At 59.0% G+C, this 22,070-nt stretch carries 12 protein-coding genes and 3 pseudogenes; 13 read left to right on the top strand and 2 right to left on the bottom strand.

Annotated elements, in window-relative coordinates; genetic code table 11:
* Positions 1-352: 352 nt before the first annotated feature.
* Positions 353-1,610, top strand: a pseudogene (locus EN845_RS32130) (IS110 family transposase).
* 283 nt (positions 1,611-1,893) lie between these two features.
* Here the strand turns inward: EN845_RS32130 and EN845_RS32125 are convergent.
* Together EN845_RS32125 and EN845_RS32120 are read right to left on the bottom strand one after the other, a co-directional pair.
* A pseudogene (locus EN845_RS32125) lies at positions 1,894-2,047 on the bottom strand (IS3 family transposase); the annotation flags it as partial.
* A 374-nt stretch (positions 2,048-2,421) separates the two neighbouring features.
* Positions 2,422-3,390 (bottom strand): ornithine cyclodeaminase family protein, encoded by a 969-nt coding sequence (locus tag EN845_RS32120; RefSeq protein ID WP_127310398.1) that lies wholly within the window; start codon positions 3,388-3,390, stop codon positions 2,422-2,424.
* A gap of 3,103 nt (positions 3,391-6,493) precedes the next feature.
* On the opposite strand from EN845_RS32120, the gene EN845_RS32110 reads away from it, so the two are divergent.
* The 12 genes and pseudogenes from EN845_RS32110 (at position 6,494) to proX (ending at position 22,064) form a co-directional block, all read left to right on the top strand.
* A complete protein-coding gene (locus EN845_RS32110) occupies positions 6,494-7,168 on the top strand; it encodes an isochorismatase family cysteine hydrolase (RefSeq protein WP_127310399.1) in 675 nt (224 codons plus the stop codon).
* 282 nt (positions 7,169-7,450) lie between these two features.
* On the top strand, positions 7,451-8,791 hold the full coding sequence (locus EN845_RS32105; RefSeq protein ID WP_127310400.1) for an FAD-binding oxidoreductase: 1,341 nt from the start codon (positions 7,451-7,453) through the stop codon (positions 8,789-8,791).
* A 93-nt stretch (positions 8,792-8,884) separates the two neighbouring features.
* Positions 8,885-9,484: pseudogene (locus EN845_RS36400) on the top strand (CocE/NonD family hydrolase); the annotation flags it as partial.
* A 230-nt stretch (positions 9,485-9,714) separates the two neighbouring features.
* Positions 9,715-10,704 carry a CocE/NonD family hydrolase gene (locus tag EN845_RS36395; protein WP_245511867.1) on the top strand — a complete coding sequence of 330 codons (990 nt, stop codon included), beginning with the start codon at positions 9,715-9,717 and terminating at the stop codon, positions 10,702-10,704.
* A gap of 273 nt (positions 10,705-10,977) precedes the next feature.
* Positions 10,978-12,798, top strand: coding sequence for a CocE/NonD family hydrolase (locus EN845_RS32095; RefSeq protein ID WP_127310402.1), 1,821 nt, complete (start codon positions 10,978-10,980; stop codon positions 12,796-12,798).
* Between the two features lie 898 nt (positions 12,799-13,696).
* Positions 13,697-13,915, top strand: coding sequence for a hypothetical protein (locus EN845_RS32090; RefSeq protein ID WP_127310403.1), 219 nt, complete (start codon positions 13,697-13,699; stop codon positions 13,913-13,915).
* Between the two features lie 142 nt (positions 13,916-14,057).
* Complete coding sequence (locus EN845_RS32085) at positions 14,058-14,513, top strand: thioesterase family protein (protein ID WP_164761555.1); 456 nt, start codon at positions 14,058-14,060, stop codon at positions 14,511-14,513.
* 462 nt (positions 14,514-14,975) lie between these two features.
* Positions 14,976-16,346 carry an MmgE/PrpD family protein gene (locus EN845_RS32080; protein WP_127310879.1) on the top strand — a complete coding sequence of 457 codons (1,371 nt, stop codon included), beginning with the start codon at positions 14,976-14,978 and terminating at the stop codon, positions 16,344-16,346.
* Between the two features lie 250 nt (positions 16,347-16,596).
* Positions 16,597-18,915 (top strand): 3-hydroxyacyl-CoA dehydrogenase NAD-binding domain-containing protein, encoded by a 2,319-nt coding sequence (locus EN845_RS32075; protein WP_164761556.1) that lies wholly within the window; start codon positions 16,597-16,599, stop codon positions 18,913-18,915.
* A gap of 3 nt (positions 18,916-18,918) precedes the next feature.
* The gene (locus EN845_RS32070) at positions 18,919-20,097 is read left to right on the top strand and encodes an acetyl-CoA C-acyltransferase (RefSeq protein WP_127310877.1); all 1,179 of its coding nucleotides are present in this window, start codon (positions 18,919-18,921) and stop codon (positions 20,095-20,097) included.
* Positions 20,090-21,022 carry an ABC transporter permease subunit gene (locus EN845_RS32065; RefSeq protein ID WP_127310876.1) on the top strand — a complete coding sequence of 311 codons (933 nt, stop codon included), beginning with the start codon at positions 20,090-20,092 and terminating at the stop codon, positions 21,020-21,022. The genes EN845_RS32070 and EN845_RS32065 overlap by 8 nt, the downstream gene beginning before the upstream one ends.
* 31 nt (positions 21,023-21,053) lie before the next feature.
* A complete protein-coding gene (gene proX, locus EN845_RS32060) occupies positions 21,054-22,064 on the top strand; it encodes a glycine betaine/L-proline ABC transporter substrate-binding protein ProX (protein ID WP_127310875.1) in 1,011 nt (336 codons plus the stop codon).
* The last annotated feature ends 6 nt before the right edge of the window (positions 22,065-22,070 follow it).

The raw sequence follows: 22,070 nt of genomic DNA, 5'->3' as shown, positions 1-22,070 counted from the left end.
GGCGTGGCTCATATTCACGCGTGCCTTCAGACCTTGCGGATGAACCTAGCATCGTCAGCGGTCCGCGGTTGCAAAAGATTCTGTAAAGTTATTTGAACGATCTGTTGCAATGTTTCCATGCCAGCGGGCGCCCTGCGAGACTTGGACATGATCTCGTTTCATCGTCCTGACGAAAGGTCTCGCTTGCGGGCTCTGAAACTGGAGTCGCCCTCGGCTCCAGTCCAATGTCGCGGACCTGATCTCGTTGGCGATGTAGTTTCGCTGCAGGCGCGCAACGCTGTCGAGGCGGCCATGGCCAGTCAAAGTTTCTCTAGAATGTGAATGTTCACAACCCATTCCAGAGAGACCGACCATGACCACTTCAGATTCTACACCCGCCGCCGCGGTGCTGGTAGCGATCGACATTGCCAAGGTGCGCAATGAAGTTCTGATCGAAGCACCGGGCCACAAGCGCCGGCGTCGCCTTTTGGTCCTCAACACCCGTGTTGAGCACGACCATCAGATCGAAGTGCTGCAGGCGTACGGCCGCCCTGTGGTCTGCGCCTTTGAGGCGACCGGGAACTATCACCGGCCGATAGCATGGCGCCTGGCTAATGCGGGTTTTGAGGTGCGGCTGGTGTCGTCGCTGGCGCTGGCCCGAACACGAGAAGCGTTGCACAACAGCTGGGACAAGAACGATCCAAAGGATGCCCAGGTGACGCTGCACATGCTCAGGATCCAGGCGACGCAGGTCTAAATGATCCGCTGCGCGCCGGCATCAACGACGTGCGGGAACTGTCGAAGACCCATGAAGCGATCGCCAGGGCCAAGACCGAGATCCAGCACCGTATCCTGACGCACTACCTGCCACTGTGTTTTCCCGAGATCGATCGATTCCGGGGGAACAGCCGCAGCGATTGGTTCTTCGCCTTCCTCCATACCTTTCCGACGCCAGCAAGCATCACGGCGCTGACAAAGGAGGAGTTTGTGACAGCAGCTTGGGATGTCGTCGGCCGCAAGGTCAGCAAGACACAGATTCTGATGGATATTTACGAGACGGCGCGCTCATCGATCGGACTGCCGCTGCCGCTTGATGCCCCTGCCATTCGCATGTTCCGGATGGTCATTGACGAAGCACGCAGCCTGATCCGGCAGCGCAATGAGATCGAAGCGCAGGCCGACGAGCTGTTGCGGCACAGCCAGGATTATCAGCTCCTGCGACAAATCCCGGGCATTGGACCGATCAACGCATTGACCATCATTGCCGAAGCCGGCGATCTTCGCCGTTTCGCTCATCATCGCCAGTTTCTAAAGTTCTGCGGGCTGGACCTCTCGACACAGCAGTCAGGCCAATATCGGGGCCAGACCCGCCTTTCCAAATTCGGCAATGCTCGGCTGCGCCGCACCCTGTGGATCGCCGGACAAGTCGCCATCCGCCAGCGGGAGAATGGCTTCCGTCATAAGTTCGAACGCTACATTGCGCGGGATCGCGACAATCCCGATCTACGCCGCAAGGCAGTGACCGCTATTACCGCCAGATGGCCCGCGTCGTGCACGCTGTCGTCAAAGGTGGTTCCGACTACCGGCCCTTCGTTGAAGGGCCGGTAGTCAGGTGTCAGCTAGGGCCGTGAGGGCATCGATTCGATGACCCTGTAGATAATGTTCGGGTCTTCCGCCTGGATCAGAAGCTCGTGTTGAGGACGGTGAGGGCCGCCTGCGTGCGGATCCTGTGTTTGCTATGGACGAGACCTTTTCCCTTGCCGGTGGAAGCCGCCTGGCTCGACGACTTGACCAACGTCACGCAGCAAGGGCATGCTGACGAACAGAGAGACCTGACTGCAGGCTCCATTTCGTTCCGCGATTAGGACGGTGTCGCTCAGCCGCTCGATCGTGTCGGGTCAACCGGTTGACCTAGCCGAAGCGGCCTTCGACAGCGATGATGATGAGGTCGGGCACCTCCTTACCCCCTGATGCCCAATTTAGTGGCAATATGGGCGATGGCCTCGCGGTGGCAGCAGTCGAGCGCGAAAGCGACGCGAACCCCCTCGCCATTGTCGCAGCCGATCTCGGCCCGTCGTCAGCGGCGGCGATCCGCCCGTCAGGACGGGTTTCTTGCGGCGGTAGCATATCTCGGCGGCGTCTCAATGATCCCATCGATCCGGGAGACCAGTTCGCCATTGGGCGGCCAATTCGGCCGTGTCCATGGCCCTGAACGCCCAGCAGTATTGGAGCGCGGCGACGCTTGTCTCGCATACCGCCTCCATTGGGAACGCTCCCAAAGCGACCGCCGCCGCCGCTTCTTTTTGCCGAGCAGGCGCCGCAACTGGCGCACCGGTGCTGGAGCGCCCGAAAGCCAGCCGAGTTGCGTGTTATGACCGGCTTTGGGCGAATGCCCAAATCCATCGGCACCCTGAAACTCTCTTCGTCGGCGCCTCGAGATTCCTAACGCTGCAGCCCGACGCCTCCACCGGTGCGCAGAGCTGTCTCGAACACCGCGCTGGCGACTGCAAGGTCGGCAAGGGCAAAGCCCGGAAATAGAAAGAGTGTGCGCTGGCTTGGATCCGAAGAGCGACCGCGCTCAACTCCACTCGCCAGCATTGCCAAATCCGAATCAAAGGGGCCGGGATAGGCGAGCTTGGATCGGTTTTCTGGATCCTCCGCCTGCGCGCGATCGTCCACGACGCGAAGATCGAATACGTTGAAAGTTTCCACGCGCCACGACCGACCGAGGTCGACCGCGCTGACGAAGCTGCCTGGACGCAGTAGGCTCGCATCGAGGAAGGGAGTGAGCGTAGTGGTCCCGGGCACTGTCGTTATGACGATGTCACAGGCGAGCGCGTCATCGGCCGCCGTAGTTTCGCGGCTTTGCAGACCCTTCTCTCGTGCGATGACTGCCAACCGGCGCGCAGAGGTTGCGTTCCGGTCGAAGCAAACTGCTTCGGCCAACCCTGGGAAAAGATCGTACATTGCTTCAAGGTGCCCAAGCGCCTGTTGACCGCAGCCTACAAATCCAATGGAGGTACTGTCCGGGCGAGCAAGATATTCCGCAGCAAGTGCCGACATGGCGGCGGTTCGTAAAACTGTGAGGCTGTTGCCATCCATGATAGCCAGAGGTCGTCCAGTATTAAAATCACTGAGGATAACAAGACCGTTTACGTTCGACAGCCCTCGTCCGGAATTTTCTGCGATGCCGACCCATTTGGCTGCAGCATAAGGAGGCTCGGGCGAGGCTGCGCACATCGCTTGAAAGAAATGTCCAGGAGCGATTGCAAGGGTCTGTTTCGGACGCACTTGAACTCGGTGTTGCGCGTGCAAACGAAACGCTCGCGCGAGGCTCAGGCGTAGATCGGCTGGATTGGGCCTAAGGGCCGCGATTTCAGCCCCGCTCAGGTAAAGCAACTGATCATTCATCGCCGACTCTCCTCAGCAATCGCCCAAGCGCATGGCTCACCACTCGCGAGCTTCTCGGGATGCTCTTTTCCGGCTTCAGCAATCTTCTGCCCCTGTTGTGTTTTCTCGACCATGAATCCTACCGCGACGCCGAACTTATTGTAGGAGCCGCCGGAGATCGCGTTCTAGTTCATTCAGTGCATGGTCGCATAGTTCGGCCTCTCCAGACGACGTCGCAGTTGTTGCGCTTGGCGAGCAAGTCCAGTCCTTGCTCGAGGAAGCACATCAGCGACTGCCGGGCGCTGCCAAGTACCGCGACCTTTCAAACACCAAGTGATGGCCTCCTGCACGCGGCGATCAGGAAACTGGTCACCGACCTTCGCGAAGAAGACGGGGCTGCAACCGCGAGCGCGAGGAGCCTCATCGTAGAGACGAGAGTGAGCGCAGGAGCAGAAGGTCGAGCTCATACTCGTTTGAGGTTCCCCTTTCAATCCCGGCAGCAATCGGTCATTGCCCTGGCGTGGCGCATAGATTGTCTCCTGATCGATTAGCACGGTGTCGACGTGGCACACTAGATGAGTTGCTGCCGGTCGCGGCTGTTGCGGGCAAAGCGCGAGATCTCTTCCTGTGCCGCAAACCGCACTCACCCGGCCAAGGCAGAGCTCGGCGACCGTCGGGTCAAACCGGCGCGTGCGATGCCGCCAGCGGCAGAGTGACCGAGTCATCGATCGTCTCCATAGGGGACCAGCCGAGCGCCATCAGGCGGTCGTGCATTGCATGTTGAAGCATACTGCTCTCGCGATTGTGCAGAACCTGATGGGCGCGGAGCCGCCGGGCACGGTCTTCCGGGAGTCGCGTGCCACGCGTCACCGCAGTCGTCTTCGTGGCGGGCTGATCGAGAACAGATCGAACTGGGGTGTCGTCAGCTGCCGCGGCATGGACATATTCCGATTTCGGATCGTGAGACAATGCTGCGCCTATCCCTGTGTTATGAAGAAGTCTCGCCAGCGATCAAGCACTGCAAGGTGGTCCCGCGGAGCAGTCGTGATGCGCCAGCTCGTGCTGAAGACCCACTCAGCCCCGGTCCATTGACTGGGCCAGAAAGGCTGCAGTGAAAAACCGTCGTGCTACCCTTCTCGATCACCTCAACGATATGGGGCAAGCTAACCGCTGCAATCACCCAGCGTGTTGAAACCTTTTTGCCACAGCTGAGAGCCGCAGGCGCTAACGTGGTCCAGTTTGCAGCGGGCATACTGACGCGCACCCGAGGGCAGCGCCTGCGGCATCGGTGGCCGTCACGATCCGTCTGCTCCCGTCACGGCCGTCGACCACGAATGGCGCGCCAGCGCGCGGCGCCGCTACGCCGGTCATCCGCTGCAGACGGTCGGTGGACCAGCTCGGCAGGTACAGCACGACGAGCCTCGTGCTCTGGTGCATCACCCAGCCGATATTTTGCGCCCGCCGTCGCCCATGCGGGCCTGCCGCCCGATCGGGTTACCTGGAGGCCGGCGGCTAGGCCAGTGTCCTTGCCTGCATGGAGGAGGGCCGCGGCATGGCGGCTTAAGAGGCCGCTGTCGGGGATGTCGCCCAGGTCTCAATGAAGGCCTCGCGACGCCTCATGCTCGCCGCGGAGGGGACCGGAACCATCGGTCTCGCGCTACGGCTGGCGGCGAGACCGACGTGACCGATTTCGGGCAGCCCGCCGCCCCACGCGCTGGCGGGTGTCGGTGCTGCCCTCCACGTCAAGGCAGGTTCCCGGTATGAGCCGAGCCAGCTGGCCGGTCGAGTTGATCCCCACCCGGGCTGGCGAAAGCGCTAATTTCGAATTGGAAGCCTGTGATGAAAAGGGGCGCCTTCCATGCGCGCGGCGATGCCGGCGATGAACCCGCATGTGGGGTTCATCATCGTCAAGTGGGAATATGGCGGCAGATGTCAAAAGAATGGCCGCAAATGTCCATGCGTTTCTAATTTGCGCGATCTAATCATCACCCGGTGATCTCGCGTGAATCGGCGTCACGAACGCCGCCATTTGGAGACCGAGCGGTTAGGCGAGTTTCGAGAAGCATGGTTCGGTGCTATGCGGACTTGTCCTCCTCGATTGGCATTTCCGTGCCAATGGCGGCATGCGATATGCAAGAGGAGCGAGCCGCTCAGCTTGGGCAATGGGATAAATCCCAGAAAAAGAGTTCGGAGCGTCCGCCGTGCCCGAACTGATGCGGCCAGATCTGAACGACCTTGGATCGGGGGGCGCGGGCTTGGGTCAAACGGGGGCTGTTTTGGAGGTAACCCACCTTCAGATTGTTTTCTGCTTTAGCGCAACCAGAATGCACGCAGCTAAATGTATCTATGCTCAGCTCCTGCCTGCGACCTCCAACCGTCGACAAGCATCACGTTAATCAACTGCGCTAGCTGCATAAGGTCGATCATGGATGACAATACCTGCCAATGTCCGAGGCTACTTTGAGCTCGCCATCGGGAGAAACGGCCCCGCAACTATGACGAGGGGCGGCGACAACGTTGTGGCCGCTCTACCTTGTTCTTTTCATGCTGCTGCTCTCGGCGGTGGTGCTGGCCTTCGCCATCGTGCTCGGCCGTGCCCGGAGGCATTGGTTCTGATGGCGGCGTTAGCGATGTCTCCTTCACTCACGCCGGCAACGTCGCATCGACCCCGCGCGGGATTTCGGTTCGGGCCGAAGCGGGTGCCGTGCTGCCAGAACCGCCGATGTCGGCGGAGTCGCCAAACTAAGCGTTCGATGGCGGCAGATGTCAAAACTGTGGCAGAGCGCGTCAAGGCGGTCCCAATTGCGCATCTAACCTTAGCCGATGGAGCTCGCGTGAATTTGGCTTCGTGAGCGCCGTCATTTGCCGGTAGGGATTGAAGCTCGAGGCGCCCAAAAGAGCCCAACTGAGAAGAGACGACACGATACGATCGGAGATTTCAAGCAAGGTCTCCAGGTTCCTTGAAGAGACCGGTTGTGAAACTGGCTATGGATTGGGCCGTAGGGGCCTTCGCGTGAACAAAATATCGCTAGTATAGACCTTTGGCTGCTTGCCGTGCCCGAACACATGCAAGTAATTGGCCGAGCTTGCAACTCAGTTTACCCATTGTGTGAGAGGAGCTGAAATGACTGATTGGTTCCGGCTGGAGCGAACCGTAGTACTAGCCGTTGATCTGCAAGGCGAGAACCTCCCTGAGGGCGCTTGCGCGGTGGAGAATTATCCAGACGTTCTGAGCAAGGCTCACAAGGTGTTGGACTCTTGTCGACGAACTGGTTTTCCGATCATTTACACGCGCCATTGGCTCGACCCGAGGGGTATCGACGCGCCGCGATATGAGTCACTGGATGACCGCGGCCGGCCGCCGCACAGCGTCGCCGGTTCAACGCGCGGCGAGATCTGTCCCGAGGTCGCCCCGCAGGACGGGGACACCGTCATCGACAAGCAGCGCTTCACCGCCTTTTACGGCACGAAGCTCGATCTTGTTCTGAACCGCATGGATATCGAGCACCTGATCATCTTCGGGGTTTGGACGGAGGCCTGCCTGGAGACGACGGTATGGGATGCTCTTTGGCGCGATTTTCGGATCACGCTGGTGAAAGATGCGTGCGGGAGCGCGACCGGGACAATTCACAAGACTGCCATGCTTGACATGGCTAATTGGCTGAGGGGCGGGATGATCTTTGGGGCGGAGGAATTGGCTAAGGCGGATGGGAATGACTATCGCGCATGGCGCTTCGAAAAGCCGTTCTCGATGCCGTACCGGACCGAAACAATCGATTCCTTGTACGAATCCCTGTAAGCGCGGAAATCGCGGCGCACATCAGATTGCATTCAAAGAGGGCGACAGACGAATTCCTGGAGACATTATCGCACCGCATCAGCAGCGGGATCGCGGCGCTGACGCGATTTGGATCGGTGCTAACCAGCTCAACCAGCAGCACTAGCCTGCCACGATCCGATAGGTGCGCTTCCAACATCGACGATATGGCGGATACTATCGGTAATGTGGCGCCATATGTCAAATGGTTGTCGCGGATCCCCAACTATGTTCAGCCTCGAAATTCAACAGGACATTGCTCTTATGGGACTTCCGAGTCACGTCAAATACGTCATCGTAGGCGCCGGCATCCACGGCCTGTCGGCCGCTTGGCATCTGGGCGAGAATTTGCGCAAGAGCGGCAAGGGCAGCGGCAAGGACATCCTGGTCGTCGACAAGACCGCCATCGCGGCGGGCGCCTCCGGTATTGCCTGCGGTGTGGTGCGCAACAACTACTTCCAGCCCGCCATGCGCCGCCTGATGGCGCACAGCGTCTCGGTCTGGGAAGGCGACCCGGAGGCCTTCTCCTACCACCCGGTCGGCTATATGCAGATCAGCCCCGAGGTGATGCACGCGGACGTTGCCAGCATTTACCAGCAGCAGAAGGAGATTGGCTATCCGTCGGTCTTCATCGAAGGCGAGAAGGACTGCATGAAGTACATGCAGGGCATCTTCTCCGACTGGCAGGCCAAAGGCATCACGTCGGTGCTGCACGAGGAGAAGGGGGGCTATGCCAACAACACGCGCTCGATCTACGGCCTCGCCAAGAAAGCGGAGAACGAGGACGTGCGGATCGCGACCGGCGTGAAGGTCCTCGGTTTCGAGAAGGACGCCAATGGCGCGGTCAAGGCCGTCGTCACCGACAAGGGCAAGATTGGCTGCGACCAGGTCATCATCGGCGCCGGCCCGTGGGTCAAGCAGATCTGGGACATGCTCGAACTGCCCAAGGCGATCTCGATCAAGGGCCGGGACGGCAAGATGCACCAGGACGTGCCAATGTGGACCTTCTGGTCGCTGCAGGAAGGCACGCTCGGCGTGAACCCGGAGCTGCAGCGCACCAATGACGGCAAGATGCCGCCAGTGATCCATGTGGACACCGATGCGCCGCTCCATTCCGATGTCGACGGCACGGTGATCACGGACAAGCTGTGGGGCATCTACTACAAGCCTGATTTCCACTTCGGGGGCGTGCAGGGCGGCGCCATGCCGTTCAAGGTGCCGACTGCGCCAGAGCAGGTGAAGATTGATCCCTACGGCCCGGAGAGCCCGGACTTCATTGTCGGCGACGACTTTGCCCACATGTGGGTATCGGCGCTGGCCTTCTGCCAGAAGCGCTTCGAAGGCACCATGCCGAAATACAAGAAGGAGCCGTCCGGCGGCATCGGCAGCTTTACAGCGGATTCGTTTCCGGTGTTCGACCGCTTCTGCGAGAACGTATACGTGATCGCCGACAGCAACCACGGCTACAAGATGATCGGCGTCGGCAAGCTGGTGGCCGACGACATCTGCGGTAACGAGAGCGACCTGCTGCGGCCGTTCCGCTTCTCGCGCTTCGCCGAAGGCAAGCTGCATCCGACCTCGCACTCGCCATTCCCCTGGAGTTGACCTGGCAGTCACAGCCAGACTTGGGACGGGATCGGGTGGACCCAATGAAGGCATTGCGCCTGAGCTCTCTTGCTTGACCGGAGGAAATAACTCGTGAGAGGATCGAACGAACCTCGTGAAACTCAGCTCGAGAGGTGCTCGGCAACGGGCTTCGCTCTTGAGCAGACGCAAGACTCAATTTTCCACCTTGATCTCCATAGGACTGCTGCGGGGCGAGCAAAGCCCGGCCCGCTGGAATCGGTCTATGTGACCATTCCGCGCGACGGCGTGAGGCTTGCTTTGGATATCTTCCGTCCACTGGGCGACGACCGCAACACCAAGCGCGACACAATTCTGGTGATGACACGCTACTGGCGTGGCCAGAAGGCAGACCTCTCTGCCGGTGATGGCGACCAGCTCGTGCTGCACAAGAACTTTTCGAGCCTCTTTGTGCCGCATGGTTATGCCGTGGTCGTCGGAGACGTTCGCGGCACCGGTGCATCTTTCGGGGTTTCGCTGTATTCCCGCTCGCGCGACGAGACCCTGGACTTCTCGGACGTGCTCGACTGGATCGTTGCACAGCCTTGGTCCACGGGCCGTGTCGTCGGCTATGGCTTGTCCTATACCGCCAACACCGCGGAATGGATGGCGGAGCGCAACCATCCGGCGCTGAAGGGCATCATACCGATGGCTGCCTCCTACGACCCCTACGAAGAGGTTTACTTTCCCGGTGGAGTGTCCACCGCCTACGGAACGGCATGGGCTGACATGGTCAGAAACCTGGACCTCAATTTGCCCTCGCCGGGCGTTCGTCCCGTCGGGCCTAGCGGCGAGGCCGACCTTGCCGCGGCCCTACGAGATCACCAGCCGGGACGATCCTTATCTGAGGGTCTTCGGCAAGTGACGTTCAAGGATGATCGCCTCGCGATTGGGGCGGAGCGTCCATGCTCGATTGGAGCAACAGGGAAGCGGCGGACCGGGTCTCTCGCTCGGGCACCCCATACCAAAACTGGGCGAGTTGGTTCGACCTCGGGATGGCGCACGGAGCCGTTTGCCGCTTCCTGCTCCAGTCAAATCCGATGAACGTAATCATAGGCCCGTGGAACCACGACGGCAGCGGCACCTACGATCCGCTCCAGGCAGATGGCGCGCCGATCCTGCCCACGCCCTCGATGCAACACGCGAATAACCTCCGCTTTGCGAACTTGTGCTTTTCTGGCCGGGCTGCCCGGGAGCAAGGGAAAGTCCTCCACTACTACACGCTAGGAGAGGGTTGGAAATCGACCGCGGTTTGGCCAGTCCCGGCCACCCGCCAACGTTGGTACATTTCAACTGGCTTCCGACTTACAGCATCGCCTGATCGTGCCGGCTTAGACTCGCTTCAGGTCAACCCTGCGGCGCAGGAGGACGACACGTCGATGCGGTGGGATACCGACCGCCTGGGGTTTGGAAATCGCCGAACGTTCCTCGATGGGCGCCTCGCCTATACGAGCGAGCCGTTGACGCGCGACCTCGAGATCACCGGACATCCCGTAGTCTACCTGAACGTCACCTCGACCTGCGAGGACAGCGCCGTTTTCGTCTATCTCGAAGCCGTAAAGCCGGACGGGGAGTCCTATCTCCTCACGGAAGGTCAGCTGCGAGCGCTGCACCGGAAGGTGTGGACCGACTCACCGCTCAGCGCGCTTGGACCTCAGCATAGCTATTTGAAACGCGACGCCGAACCGCTCATTCCTGGCGAGCCCGCCATTTTGATCTTTACCCTGTTCCCGATCTCCGCCCGTCTTCCCTCAGGTTACCGCCTCAGGGTGTGCCTTGCTTGCAGCGACAAGCCGAATTTTGCCAATATGCCCGCCGATGGCGCGCCCCCGTTGCTCAAATTTCATCGGGGCGCGGCGGGTTGTTACATCGACCTGCCGATCATCGAAAGCTGAGCGAAAGCCAATCAGCCCATTACGAACGACAATGGAGGCCGATAACAGCTAACTGGACCCTGGGTGCGTGTAGAAGGTCTTCCCGGATTCCGGTATGACGCCACGGCCACCAGGAGCCGTTAGGACGTGAGCACCAGAAGGCGGCCTGTAGGTCTAAGACTGACAAAACAATCCTGCCATTTGGCAACTGACATTTGACCGGTCGGAGCCAGAATATTTACGGGCAAAATCAATGTGGGCGTTGTGCCATTCGCGCTCGACCGGAGCAAACTGATGAGTGTATCGAAGGAATGTGGCGCAACCCAGCTCGATAGCCGCTCGGAAACGGGCTCCGATCGTGAGCAGACGCACTTTCGCCTAGATCTCAATGGCACGGCCGCGGGGCAATACAAGCTCGGTCCGCTGGAATCTGTGTACGTGACCATGCGCGACGGCGTAAGGCTTGCGTTGGACATCGTCCGTCCCCTGGGCGACGACGCCAGCACAAGGCGCGACACCATTTTGGTGATGACGCGCTACTGGCGCGGCATCAAGGGAGACCCGCCCCACCGCGATGCCGGCCGGTTTGTGCCGCATGGCTATGCCGTGGTCGTTGGTGATGTTCGCGGGACCGGTGCTTCCTTCGGCGTGTGGCCATATCCCTGCTGGCGCGAGGAGACACTGGATTTCACGGAGGTGCTCGACTGGATCGTTGCACAGCCCTGGTCAACGGGTCGTGTCGTCGGCTATGGCTCATCTTATACCGCCAACACTGCGGAATGGATGGCAGAGCGAAACCATCCGGCGCTGAAGGGCATCATACCGCGGTTTGCTTCCTACGACCCCTATGAATATGTCTGGCTTCCAAGTGGAATTCCCGCCGTCTCCGGCGCGCGGCTCTGGGGCAGCCGCAGCAAGAACCAGGACCTAAATATGGTCGTCAGCGGGGATGGCGAGCGCCGACCGTCGCCAGGAGTTCGTTCCGTCGGGCCGGGCGGGGAGGCGGACCTTGCCGCGGCCCTGCGCGATCATGAGTCCGTGCCACCGGTCTGGGAGGGTCTCGAGCAGGTGACGTTCAAGGACGATCGCCTCGCGGCTTGGGGCGGAGCGTCGATGCTCGACTGGAGCGTCATGGAAGCAGCGGACCGCGTCTCTCGCTCAGGCGCGCCAATCCAAAACTGGGCGAGTTGGTTTGACGCCGGTACCGCGCAGGGAGCCGTTCGCCGTTTCGTGGGGCAGTCAAATCCGATGAACGTGATCATCGGTCCGTGGAACCACGGCGGTGATTACCCTTGGGATCCCCTCCGTGCCGATGGCGACGCGATCCCGCCAACGCCGCCGACCCAGGACGCAAACGACGTCCGCTTCGCGGACTTGTGCTTCAACGGTCATGCCGCCCGCGAGCAAGGGAAGATCCTCCATTATTACACTCTTGGAGAGGGCTGGAAATCGACCCGCTTTTGGCCGCTCCCGGCTACCCGCCAACGGTGGTACATGGCAAGTGATTCGCGGCTGAGTTCGTCGCCCGGCGGGCCGGGGTTCGACTCGTTCCAGGTCGATCCTGCGCTGGCAGAGGTTCCCTCAAACCGGTGGGCCACCAGTACTGGCGGCGCGCTGAAAGTCGATTACGGAGATCGGCGACAGCTTGACGGAGTGCGCCTCGGCTATACCAGCGATCCGTTGATCAGCGAACTCACGATCACCGGACATCCTGTCGTGCACCTGAACATCACCTCCACCCGCGAGGACGGCGCCTTTTTCGTATATCTCGAAGCCGTTAAGCCGGATGGCGTATCCTGTTATCTCACCGAGGGCCAACTGCGCGCCCTGCACCGGAAGGTGTGGACCGACTCACCGTTCAGCGCGCTTGGACCCCAGCATAGCTATTTGAAGCGCGACGCCGAACCGCTCATTCCGGGCGAGCCCGCCATCCTGACCTTCACGTTGCATCCGATCTCCGCCCGCCTCCCGGCGGGATACCGTCTGCGGGTGTGTCTTGCTGGCAGCGACAAGACTACGTTTGCCGATGTGCCCGCCGACGGCGCGCCGCCGTTGCTCAAATTTCATCGTGGCGCGGCGGGTTGTTACATCGACCTGCCGATAATCGAGAGCTAGTCTCTAGGGCCTTCCGGTGCGCCATGCAGGAATTTTGCTCACGAAAGGACTAGAGGCGGATTTATCAGAACGATGGGTTCGACGGCCTAACAAGACGCCACCCGTACGAGAGGGCCTTCAACGTCTGCTAAGGGCATAGCTGAAACCTCGCTAGGATCATTCATCCAGCCAAAAGATCTGCTGGCCATTCTTTTTTCTGCGACGACAGGCACGTTCGACTGGCGGGTGCTATGCGACGTGAAGGAAGCCCTCCAGGGGCCAACGAACAAACTCCTCATCGCGATTGCCGTCAAAAGCCTTGCTTGCCCCGAATCCACAGGAACTGGACGCGACATCAGCTTCGAGTTTGCAGCAAGCTTGGTGCATCCTTCAAACTTGGAAGTGACTGACCTCCCGGAGCCCGCTGCCTCCATCTCGCGCGCAATGTCCTCCGAACACGTCCGCGGAGTGAACGAGCTAAGGGAAGTCTTCGGGAGCAGATTTAAGCTAGCGATCGCTAAGCCTCCATGCGATCACGCGCTGCGCATGCAAGCCCACTCGACCGGGGAGCAACCCTCCTCAGTAAGACGCGGCTACGCGGCTGCAAATCGGTGACCATCGCCGCTGCCACTCCGCTGTGGAATAGCAGAGACCGATTCAAGCCCCGGATAACGGCTTTGGTCTGCTCCAGACCATCCGCATTTGCGGTCGGATTCCCGAACAACGAGGCCTAGAGAGGACGGAACTCATAACACCGGGTGGATCCAGCAGTGTTGCCGCGGTCTAGAAACTTGCCAGGCATGGTGATCCTCCAGTCCATAAAGCAGCCGAACGGTCAACGGCATGACTCTTGTCCGAACGTTGAGACGGCAAAACCACCCAGGCGCACCATCGCCATGCGTTCTTGGAGAACTGCACCGTGAAGCGAGTCGTCACGCATGGCGAGGGGCAATTGACGGGGTGCGACGGCAAGGTGTTCGATGAAGAGTTTCGCGGTGGCTCGGACTGCCGACTATCGTTAAAGCAGAGATCGCGCGCTAATTTCAGCACATGCCAGCGCGAAATGGCGGCAAAAGTCAACGATATGACCGAAAGTGTCAATTCGATTCCAGTAGCACGATTTAACTATGCTCGATGAGCGCGCGTGAATTGCCATTGCGCGCGAGCACCGCCCGGGCACTTGAGCCCAGCTCCAGCGACGCGACAGCATCGCATGTTAAGCAAGTGTATGTTCAATGAGTGCCCCGCCGAGCCGATCATCAGTCATGCAGCGGTCTGAAATGGCTAAGACGGATTTCACGTTCTCAATGCCGCTTCGCGTCCGCTGGGCGGAGGTTGATGCACAGCGGGTCGTCTTCAACGCAAACTACGTCAACTATTTCAGTCTCGCATTGTGGGAGTACATGCGGGCGCTGAGATTCCGTCTCGTGGATCGTGAAGATCATATCGATTTCCATACCGTCAAGATCAGTGTTGAGCTAAAGGTCCCCCTCCATTTTGATGACGAAGTGGAGATTTTCGCCCGCGCATCCTGCATCGGACGGACGAGTCTTACCTTCGCCCTCGAGATCTACCCTAGGGACGGTGAGACGATGCACAGCTCGGGCGAGATCGTTTGGGTGAGTTTCGACCGTACCAATTATCGGCCGGCACCTGTCCCCCAAGCTTTGGTTGATTTGTTGCGCGGTAGAGAAGGGGAGCACATGCGGGTCAAGCCTTTCGTGCCGAGGGATTAGAGGAGTCATGAAGGGGAATTGCCGGATGGCGATGCAAGCGGGGCTCGAGCTAATCACGCTCGACGGCTCGTGCCTGAACCTTCTTTCTGTCGACTTTCGCGCCGTGATGCTCGGAGTGCTAGGCAACAGGACGGCCGAGACGCGCGTGGAGACGCTTAGCTACTACAGCTTCTCCGACAGCAGTGTTGGCTCGAGATTTGGACCAACAAGCCGCGCTCGGGCCGTGGGAACCTTCCCGGACGGCCAGAGCAGCCTGAAACGGATCAGCTGGACGGCGAGCAGGCACATCGCAGGCAGCCAATGGTCCGCCCGAAAATCCATGATCCGCTCTATGAGGAGCAGACCGCAGCCCTCGCCCGGAGAAAAAGTGCGAACGTTTTCTGGCCCAAAAATCCAAGAGACAGCCCTGCTACCGTCGCCGCATCACAATCACTGCGAGTGCAAACTCACGTGGAGGGGGCGATGACCGCGGCGCTTGAACGCTTGACAGCGTTTCTGTCCGAACTTCGGTTCGAAGACCTACCGAAACCTGTCGTCGCGCAGGCCGAGCGCTGTCTTATCGACTTGCTTGGTACGGCTGCCGCCGGCGTGCTTACTCCTGCATCCCAAATTGCTCGTGACTTCTCGGCCGCGTTTCTCGCCGCCGGTGCTGGAACCTCAGGTGCAAGTCTCTTATTCGACGGGCGTCGTTGCAGCGCGGTCGGTGCATCGCTGGCTGGCGGCATCACAATCGATGCCATTGACGCACATGATGGTCATCGTCTGGTGAAAGGGCATGTCGGGTGCGCCGTGCTTCCGGCGCTTCTCGCGCTGATTCAGGACCTGGTCGTGACGCCCACCGGCCGCGAGTTTCTCACGCTGTTGGTGCAAGGCTACGAGATCGGCACCCGCGCGGGGATTGTACAGCATGCGAGCACCTGCGATTTCCATTCATCGGGATCCTGGAACTCCATAGCCTGCGCCGCCCTGGGAGCGCGCCTGATGCATCTGGGCCATGAGAAGCTTCGGCATGCACTTGGGATTGCTGAGTACTACGGTCCGCGCAGTCCCATGATGCGCATGGTGGCTCATCCGACCATGGTGAAGGACGGTTCCGGCTGGGGCGCAATGGTTGGTGTCTCTGCCGCGTACCTTGCGCGGCAGGGATTTTCTGGCGCCCCGGCGACCATCATCGAGAGCGAGGAGGCGGCAGCGCTTTGGGATGATCTGGGCGTGCGCTGGCGCATCGAGGAGCAGTATTTCAAGCCATATCCCGTCTGCCGTTGGGCGCATCCGGCGATCGATGCCGCGCTCGATCTGAAGCGCCGGCACGCGCTTACGCCACAACAGATCGAGCGGGTTGAGATCCGAACATTTGCCGCGGCCGTCGCCCTCGGCTCGCGGGTGCCGACCGAGACCGATGCCGCACAGTATTCCACAGCCTTCCCCGTCGCCGCAGCGCTGGCCCACGGGCAGGTGGGCACCGAAGAAATCACCGGACGTGGTTTGAGCGACCCGCTCACCGCCGCCCTGCAAAAGCGCATTGTACTGGTAGAACACGGACCCTACAGCAACGTGTTTCCGGCGGAGCGATGGGCTGAGGTCGTCATCAGCACGACGGACGGACGCCGGCTAGCTTCAGGTCCAGCGACACCACGCGGCGACCCGGAATGTCCGCTCCGGACCGATGAGTTACGTTCGAAGTATCGCGCCCTGGCTAGCACTTCGCTTGAGACCGGCAGAATGACACGTATCGAAGATGCTGTGTTCAGGCTCGCCGACGGGACAAGTGGATTGTGCGAGCTACTCCAGGAGCTTTTTCGTCCACCAGACTGCCAACCACAGCTAAGCTAGGGACGTCGTGCTATAGCTCGTCCCACCATGGGCTTTCCAAGCACTGCCGTCATTAGACTTGCCGGACTGGTGAGACCCGTGGCAGCGTTGGCCTGAGGCGATCAGCCGTAACCGCGCCCGAGGCATGGGTGGCGCAACTCGTCCGCTTTCCTTCTCAATGGCATCGAGCGGGCGATCTGCCTGGGAGCTCGTCGCGACCGGAACGAGCCATTCGTCCGTTCTTCGCGTTGCCTTGCCGACTTCGAGTTGGGTGAAGGCGCTGGAGGACTGCGTCGCCTCGGTTATCCCCTGGATTGCGGGCCAAATCGCCCGCCTTCGCACCCGCCTCTCCTCGCATTCGCGGGCAAACCGCAAATCATCGATGGCGGCGGATGTCAAAAAAGTGGCTGAACGTGTCAACGCGATCCTAATCGCGCGGTCTAAGCTGAGCCGATGGAGCTCGTGTAAACTGGTTTGCGAGCGCCGTCGTTTTTTAGATCGCTTTGCTGGAGAATGCTTGATGTTGGGTGCCCCTCACTACAAACTGTTTGGTCGGGTTGCGGTCATCTATCTAGACAATCCTCCGCTGAATGCGATCACTGCCATTGCTCGTGCTCGATTGAAAGTTTTGATCGACCAGTTTGCGACGCGCAAAGACATCGATGCGATCATTCTGAGGGGCGCAGGACCGGAATTCTCTTCTGGAACCGACATTTCAAGATCCTCAGAGAAGGTAGATTTTGGCGGCTTGCAGGAACTGATTACCACGATCAAGACGTCCGCGGTCCCCGTTGTCGCGGCTCTTGAGGGGCGCGCCATTGGGGAGGCTCTGTCCATAGCGCTCGCCTGCCACGCGCGCGTTGCCACACCGAGCGTACAGCTTGCGTTTCCCGAGGCGACATGGGGGCTTGTTCCTTTAGGTGCCGCCGCTCTTCATCTGAGTGAATTGGCAGGATTGCAATGCGCCCTTGAAATGATCGTCGGGGGGAAGAACATTACCGGAAATGCCGCGCACGCGCTCGGAGTGGTTGATGAACTGGTCAGCAGCCGTGAAGCGTTGGTGGATGAGGCAATTCGGGTCGGGACGGATCGCAGTCCGAGGCGTTCAAAAAGCCCAACTGAGAAAAGCCGGCAGGAAATCATTGAGGATTTCAAGCAATCGTTTCCAGCTTCCTTGAAGGCACCGGCTGGGAAACTGGCTATGGAATGCGTTCTAGGAGCCCAGTCAGCTTCCCTTGAAGAAAACATCGCCATTGAAAACGGACACAACGAAAAGCTGCTCGCGGAAGCCGAGACAATAGCACTATTACATGCAAGCAGGGTCGAGCTTGCAACTGATCTGCCTCATTTCCGGTCTGGTGCCGAGACCTTAAGTCTTCCGAGATGCGTTGCAGTGGTTGGCTTCGGCTTCATGGGTCGCGGAATTGCAATCAGCTTTGCGACAGGCGGCGTGAAGGTGTTGGTTCACGATCAAGCTGGAGATCGGCTAGCTGGGGGCCTTGAGGCCGTTGGTGCGTCGTTGAAATCCATGGTTAGGCGTGGTCGCATATCCCAGGAGCAGGGCGACACGGCACGCAACAATATCATAGCAATTGGCGATATGAAGGCGCTAGAAGAGGCCGATCTGGTTGTCGAAGCGGTGTCCGAAGACCTTGAACTAAAGAAAACGATCTTCGCCAAGCTAGACAGTATATGTCCAGACCACGCCGTTTTGGTCACCAACACGTCATCGCTCGATATTGACGAGATTGCAGCTGCAACAGGGCGGTCAAAAAAGATTGCAGGGATGCATTTCTTCAGTCCTGCTCATCTCCTGAAGCTGGTTGAAATAATTCCAGGCAGGGAGACAGCGGAAGGGACTATCGAGCAGTTGAGAGCTGTCGCCAAGCACATTGGTAAGATCGGGGTGGTCGTCGGCAACCAGTTCGCTTTCGTAGCCAACAAGCTACTTGCCGGGTACCAACGCGAAGCACTCTTTTTGTTGGAAGAGGGCGCCCTTCCGGAACAGGTCGACAGAGTGCTTCAAGAGTTCGGGTTCGCGATGGGGCCATTCGTGATGAACGACATGGCCGGAAATGATATCAGCTATCATGTAAGGCAGGCGGCGTCATACCCGGCCGGAATGCGTTATCCGCACGTCGCGGACCGGATCTACGAAGCTGGCCGCTATGGTCAGAAAACAAACAAGGGTTGGTACCGATATGAGCCGGGACAGCGCGAGGCGCATCCGGACATCGAGGTCGCCGCGTTGATCGAGTCGACTTCCTCCGAACTAAGGTTCAAGAGACGGAACATCTCCGATGACGAGATACTGCAAAGATGCCTGCTGCCTGTGGTCAACGACGCCGCCTGGCTGCTCGGTGACGGCATTGCGAGGAGTTCCGGCGATATCGATGTAGTTTGGATGAATGGGCTGGGCTTTCCACGTCGCAAGGGAGGTCCGATGTTCTGGGCCGATCATTTGGGCCCAAAACGAGTCTACGACCAGGTCATCGAACTTAGAGAAGAACACGGCCCGGTGGTATGGGAACCTGCCCCTCTACTGGCATTCCTTGCCAAGAGCGGCATGAGATTTGCGGATGTCAGGTGAAAGATGCGAACTGTAGCTATCGTTTCAACAGCTCGGACTCCTGTAGGCAGAGCTTACAAAGGAGCGCTGCGCGCGGTTCATCCCGTTTCGCTGGCTGCGCACGCTATTTTTCACGCTGTAGCGCGTGCTGGAATTGAACCCGGTCGAGTCGAAGACGCGATCATTGGATGCGCACTGCCTGAAGCCGCCGCAGGACGAAATATTGCGCGCCTGTCGTCACTTCGCGCAGGCCTGCCGACGTCGGTTGCAGCTGCAACTGTAAACCGAGAGTGTGCCTCCGGGCTGCAGGCAATCGCTCAGGTTGCTCATCGCATCGCATGTGGCGAGATTGACGTCGGTATTGCAGGGGGGGTGGACTCAGTTAGCATTGTGGATAACGAGCAGATACGCAAAGGCTGGATTCCCGAGCCATGGCTCAAAACCCACAAGCCCGAAATCTACATGCCCATGCTCCAGACCGCTGAAGTCGTCGCTCAGCGATACGGGATCAAACGAGAAGATCAGGACGCGTATGCGGCGCAAAGCCAACGTCGAGCTTCGGCCGCGCGGGAAGGGGGTCTATTCAGCAGCGAGATCGCGCCGATCACCATAGATGACGAACTGGACCCTGCAGGTTCGGCAATCATCGAGAGAGATGAAGGCATCCGGCCTGGCACAACCGAGCAAACCTTGAGCGGACTTAAGCCGATCCTCGGAAGTGAGTACACGATTACGGCCGGAAACGCCTGCCAGATGTCCGATGGCGCATCAGCATGCGTTCTAGCTGACGCAGATTACGCGGTGCGATCGGGGCTGCCTATTCTGGGCATTTTTCGGGGATACTCGGTCGTGGGATGCGAGCCGGACGAGATGGGATTAGGACCGACATTGGCAGTGCCGCCACTGCTTAGGAAGGCGGGAGTTGCAACCAGCGATATCGACCTATGGGAGCTTAACGAGGCCTTCGCTGCCCAGGTACTCCCCTGTCAGCATCGATTGGAGATTCCCTCTGAACGATTAAACGTGAATGGTGGCGCGATTGCCCTTGGACATCCATACGGGATGACGGGCGCCCGTCTGACTGGCCACGGACTTATTGAGTTGTCCCGAAGAGCTGGCAAATACCTTGTCGTCACAATGTGTGTGGGTGGCGGTATGGGGGCGGGCGCACTGTTTGAAGCAGGGAGTGGTCGCGATGCCTGAAAGAATTGACCTTCTTGACCCATTTGCCTCAATCGACATTCCGGTCAGGGAATGGGTGAACAACGGAATGGCCTGGGTCACCTCACACTATCGTGAGATGTTCCAGTCTATCAAGGTTCCGTTTCAGCTTCTTCTCAACGCCGTGGAACAAGCATTGCATAGCTGTCCGCCAACTGTTTTGCTCGTGGTTGTCGGGTTAGTCGCGTGGCAGACAGGTGGGGCTGGCGTGGCGGTAGCGGTGGTTATGCCGTTGATTGTGATCGGCCTCATCGGCGCGTGGATAGAGGCGATGACGACGCTATCACTCGTCGTAAGTTGCGTTCTCGCATGTCTTATCATCGGCATTCCTCTCGGAATCCTCATGTCGCGTAGTGAAAAGGTCCAAGCCGGCATGAGGCCTGTTTTGGATCTCATGCAAACGATCCCTTCATTCGTTTATCTGGTGCCAGTTGTGATGCTGTTTGGCATTGGCAAGGTCCCGGGTGCGATCGTTACGATGATATATGCGCTGCCCCCGGTGATCAGACTGACCAACTTTGGCATTCGTGAGGTCAGTCACGATCTGGTTGAAGCCGCTCGTGCGTTCGGAGCGAATGATTGGCAGGTCCTGTTTAAGGTTCAGTTGCCCCAGGCGCGGCCGGCCATAATGACTGGCGTCAATCAGACAATCATGCTTGCCCTGTCGATGGTGGTTGTTTCTTCGATGATCTCTGTTCCAGGGCTGGGGCAACTCGTGTTGAGCGGTATAGGCCGCTTAGATCTCGGCCAAGCAACCGTTGGGGGTTTTGGAATTGTGATGCTGGCGATTGCGATCGACCGCCTATCACAGTCGTTTGCGCAGACTACCAGACAGCGTGTTGGCGCCACAGGGCCAGGATCGCGGCCTCTGGCGATCCTGAGCTTCCTGTTTCGTGGAAGAAAATGAACAACAATAAGCAGATCTCAAGGAGGATGAAATGATCACGTCAGTTTTGAAAAAATTGGCAACCGCCGTTGCGGTGTTCACCGTCGCGCTCGCACCTGGCGTCTTGGCTCGAGATCTCCCAGGAAAAGGGATAGTAGTTCGACAGATTAAAGGCGAAGATTACACCTCGGTGTTCCAACACCTGATCGTTCAGCATGGGCTAGAAGCACTCGGCTATACGGTTGAGGAGCCTCAGATCGCGAACTATCCCACAATTCACATCGCTGTAGCTAACGGCGATGTCGATTACACGGTGCACCATTGGCAGCCCCTTCATGACGCGTTCTTCGAGAATGCTGGTGGCAAGAAGGTGATGACGCGAATAGGAAACTTCACGCCCAACGTGAAACAGGGTTATCTTATCGACAAACGCACAGCTGACAAATACAGCATATCGAACTTCGGGCAGCTCTCTGACCCGAAGCTTGCAGCACTTTTCGATAGTGACGGTGACGGGAAGGCCAATCTCGTGGGATGCAACCCCGGTTGGGGATGCGAGCGGATAATTGAACACCATCTGACGACCTATAAATTGCGGGATACAATTCATCATGATCAGGGCGAGTACTTTGCCTTGGTGGCTGATATGCTGGAACGGTACAAGAATGGTCAATCAATTTTGTATTATACGTGGTCGCCAAATTGGCTCAATAATCGCCTGAAGCCTGGAACCGATGTCGTTTGGCTAAACGTGCCCTTCTCGGCAAGCCCTGATGACCCGAACGCGAACACGGAATCTCCAGACGGAACGAACACTGGGTTTGCTCCTAATACTATCCGAGTGCTCGCGAACAATAAGTTTTTGGAAAAAAATCCCGCGGCCAACAAGTTTTTCGAACTGGCCACGGTGCCAGTGGCGGACATTGAAGCTGAGAACAGCTTGATCGAAGAGGGCGAAAAGTCACCCGAAGATATTGAGCGCCACACTCAAGACTGGATCAAGGCGCACCGTGCCACATTTGACGGTTGGGTAAACGAGGCCTTGAAAGCGGCTAAGCCGTAGAAGGGT

Source organism: Mesorhizobium sp. M8A.F.Ca.ET.202.01.1.1 (assembly GCF_004791595.1).
In the GTDB taxonomy this organism is placed as follows: domain Bacteria; phylum Pseudomonadota; class Alphaproteobacteria; order Rhizobiales; family Rhizobiaceae; genus Mesorhizobium.
The sequence above is the reverse complement of the archived record's forward strand: the minus strand, read 5'-3'. Positions and strand labels throughout refer to the sequence as shown.

Excerpts from the sequence above, each read along its gene's own strand:
- EN845_RS32085 (WP_164761555.1), top strand. The coding sequence starts at position 14,058 with ATGGCTAAGACGGATTTCACGTTCTCAATGCCGCTTCGCGTCCGCTGG.
- EN845_RS32065 (WP_127310876.1), top strand. The coding sequence starts at position 20,090 with ATGCCTGAAAGAATTGACCTTCTTGACCCATTTGCCTCAATCGACATT.
- EN845_RS32070 (WP_127310877.1), top strand. The coding sequence starts at position 18,919 with ATGCGAACTGTAGCTATCGTTTCAACAGCTCGGACTCCTGTAGGCAGA.
- EN845_RS32080 (WP_127310879.1), top strand. The coding sequence starts at position 14,976 with ATGACCGCGGCGCTTGAACGCTTGACAGCGTTTCTGTCCGAACTTCGG.
- EN845_RS36395 (WP_245511867.1), top strand. The coding sequence starts at position 9,715 with ATGCTCGATTGGAGCAACAGGGAAGCGGCGGACCGGGTCTCTCGCTCG.
- proX (WP_127310875.1), top strand. The coding sequence starts at position 21,054 with ATGATCACGTCAGTTTTGAAAAAATTGGCAACCGCCGTTGCGGTGTTC.
- EN845_RS32120 (WP_127310398.1), bottom strand. The coding sequence starts at position 3,390 with ATGAATGATCAGTTGCTTTACCTGAGCGGGGCTGAAATCGCGGCCCTT.
- EN845_RS32095 (WP_127310402.1), top strand. The coding sequence starts at position 10,978 with ATGAGTGTATCGAAGGAATGTGGCGCAACCCAGCTCGATAGCCGCTCG.
- EN845_RS32110 (WP_127310399.1), top strand. The coding sequence starts at position 6,494 with ATGACTGATTGGTTCCGGCTGGAGCGAACCGTAGTACTAGCCGTTGAT.
- EN845_RS32105 (WP_127310400.1), top strand. The coding sequence starts at position 7,451 with ATGGGACTTCCGAGTCACGTCAAATACGTCATCGTAGGCGCCGGCATC.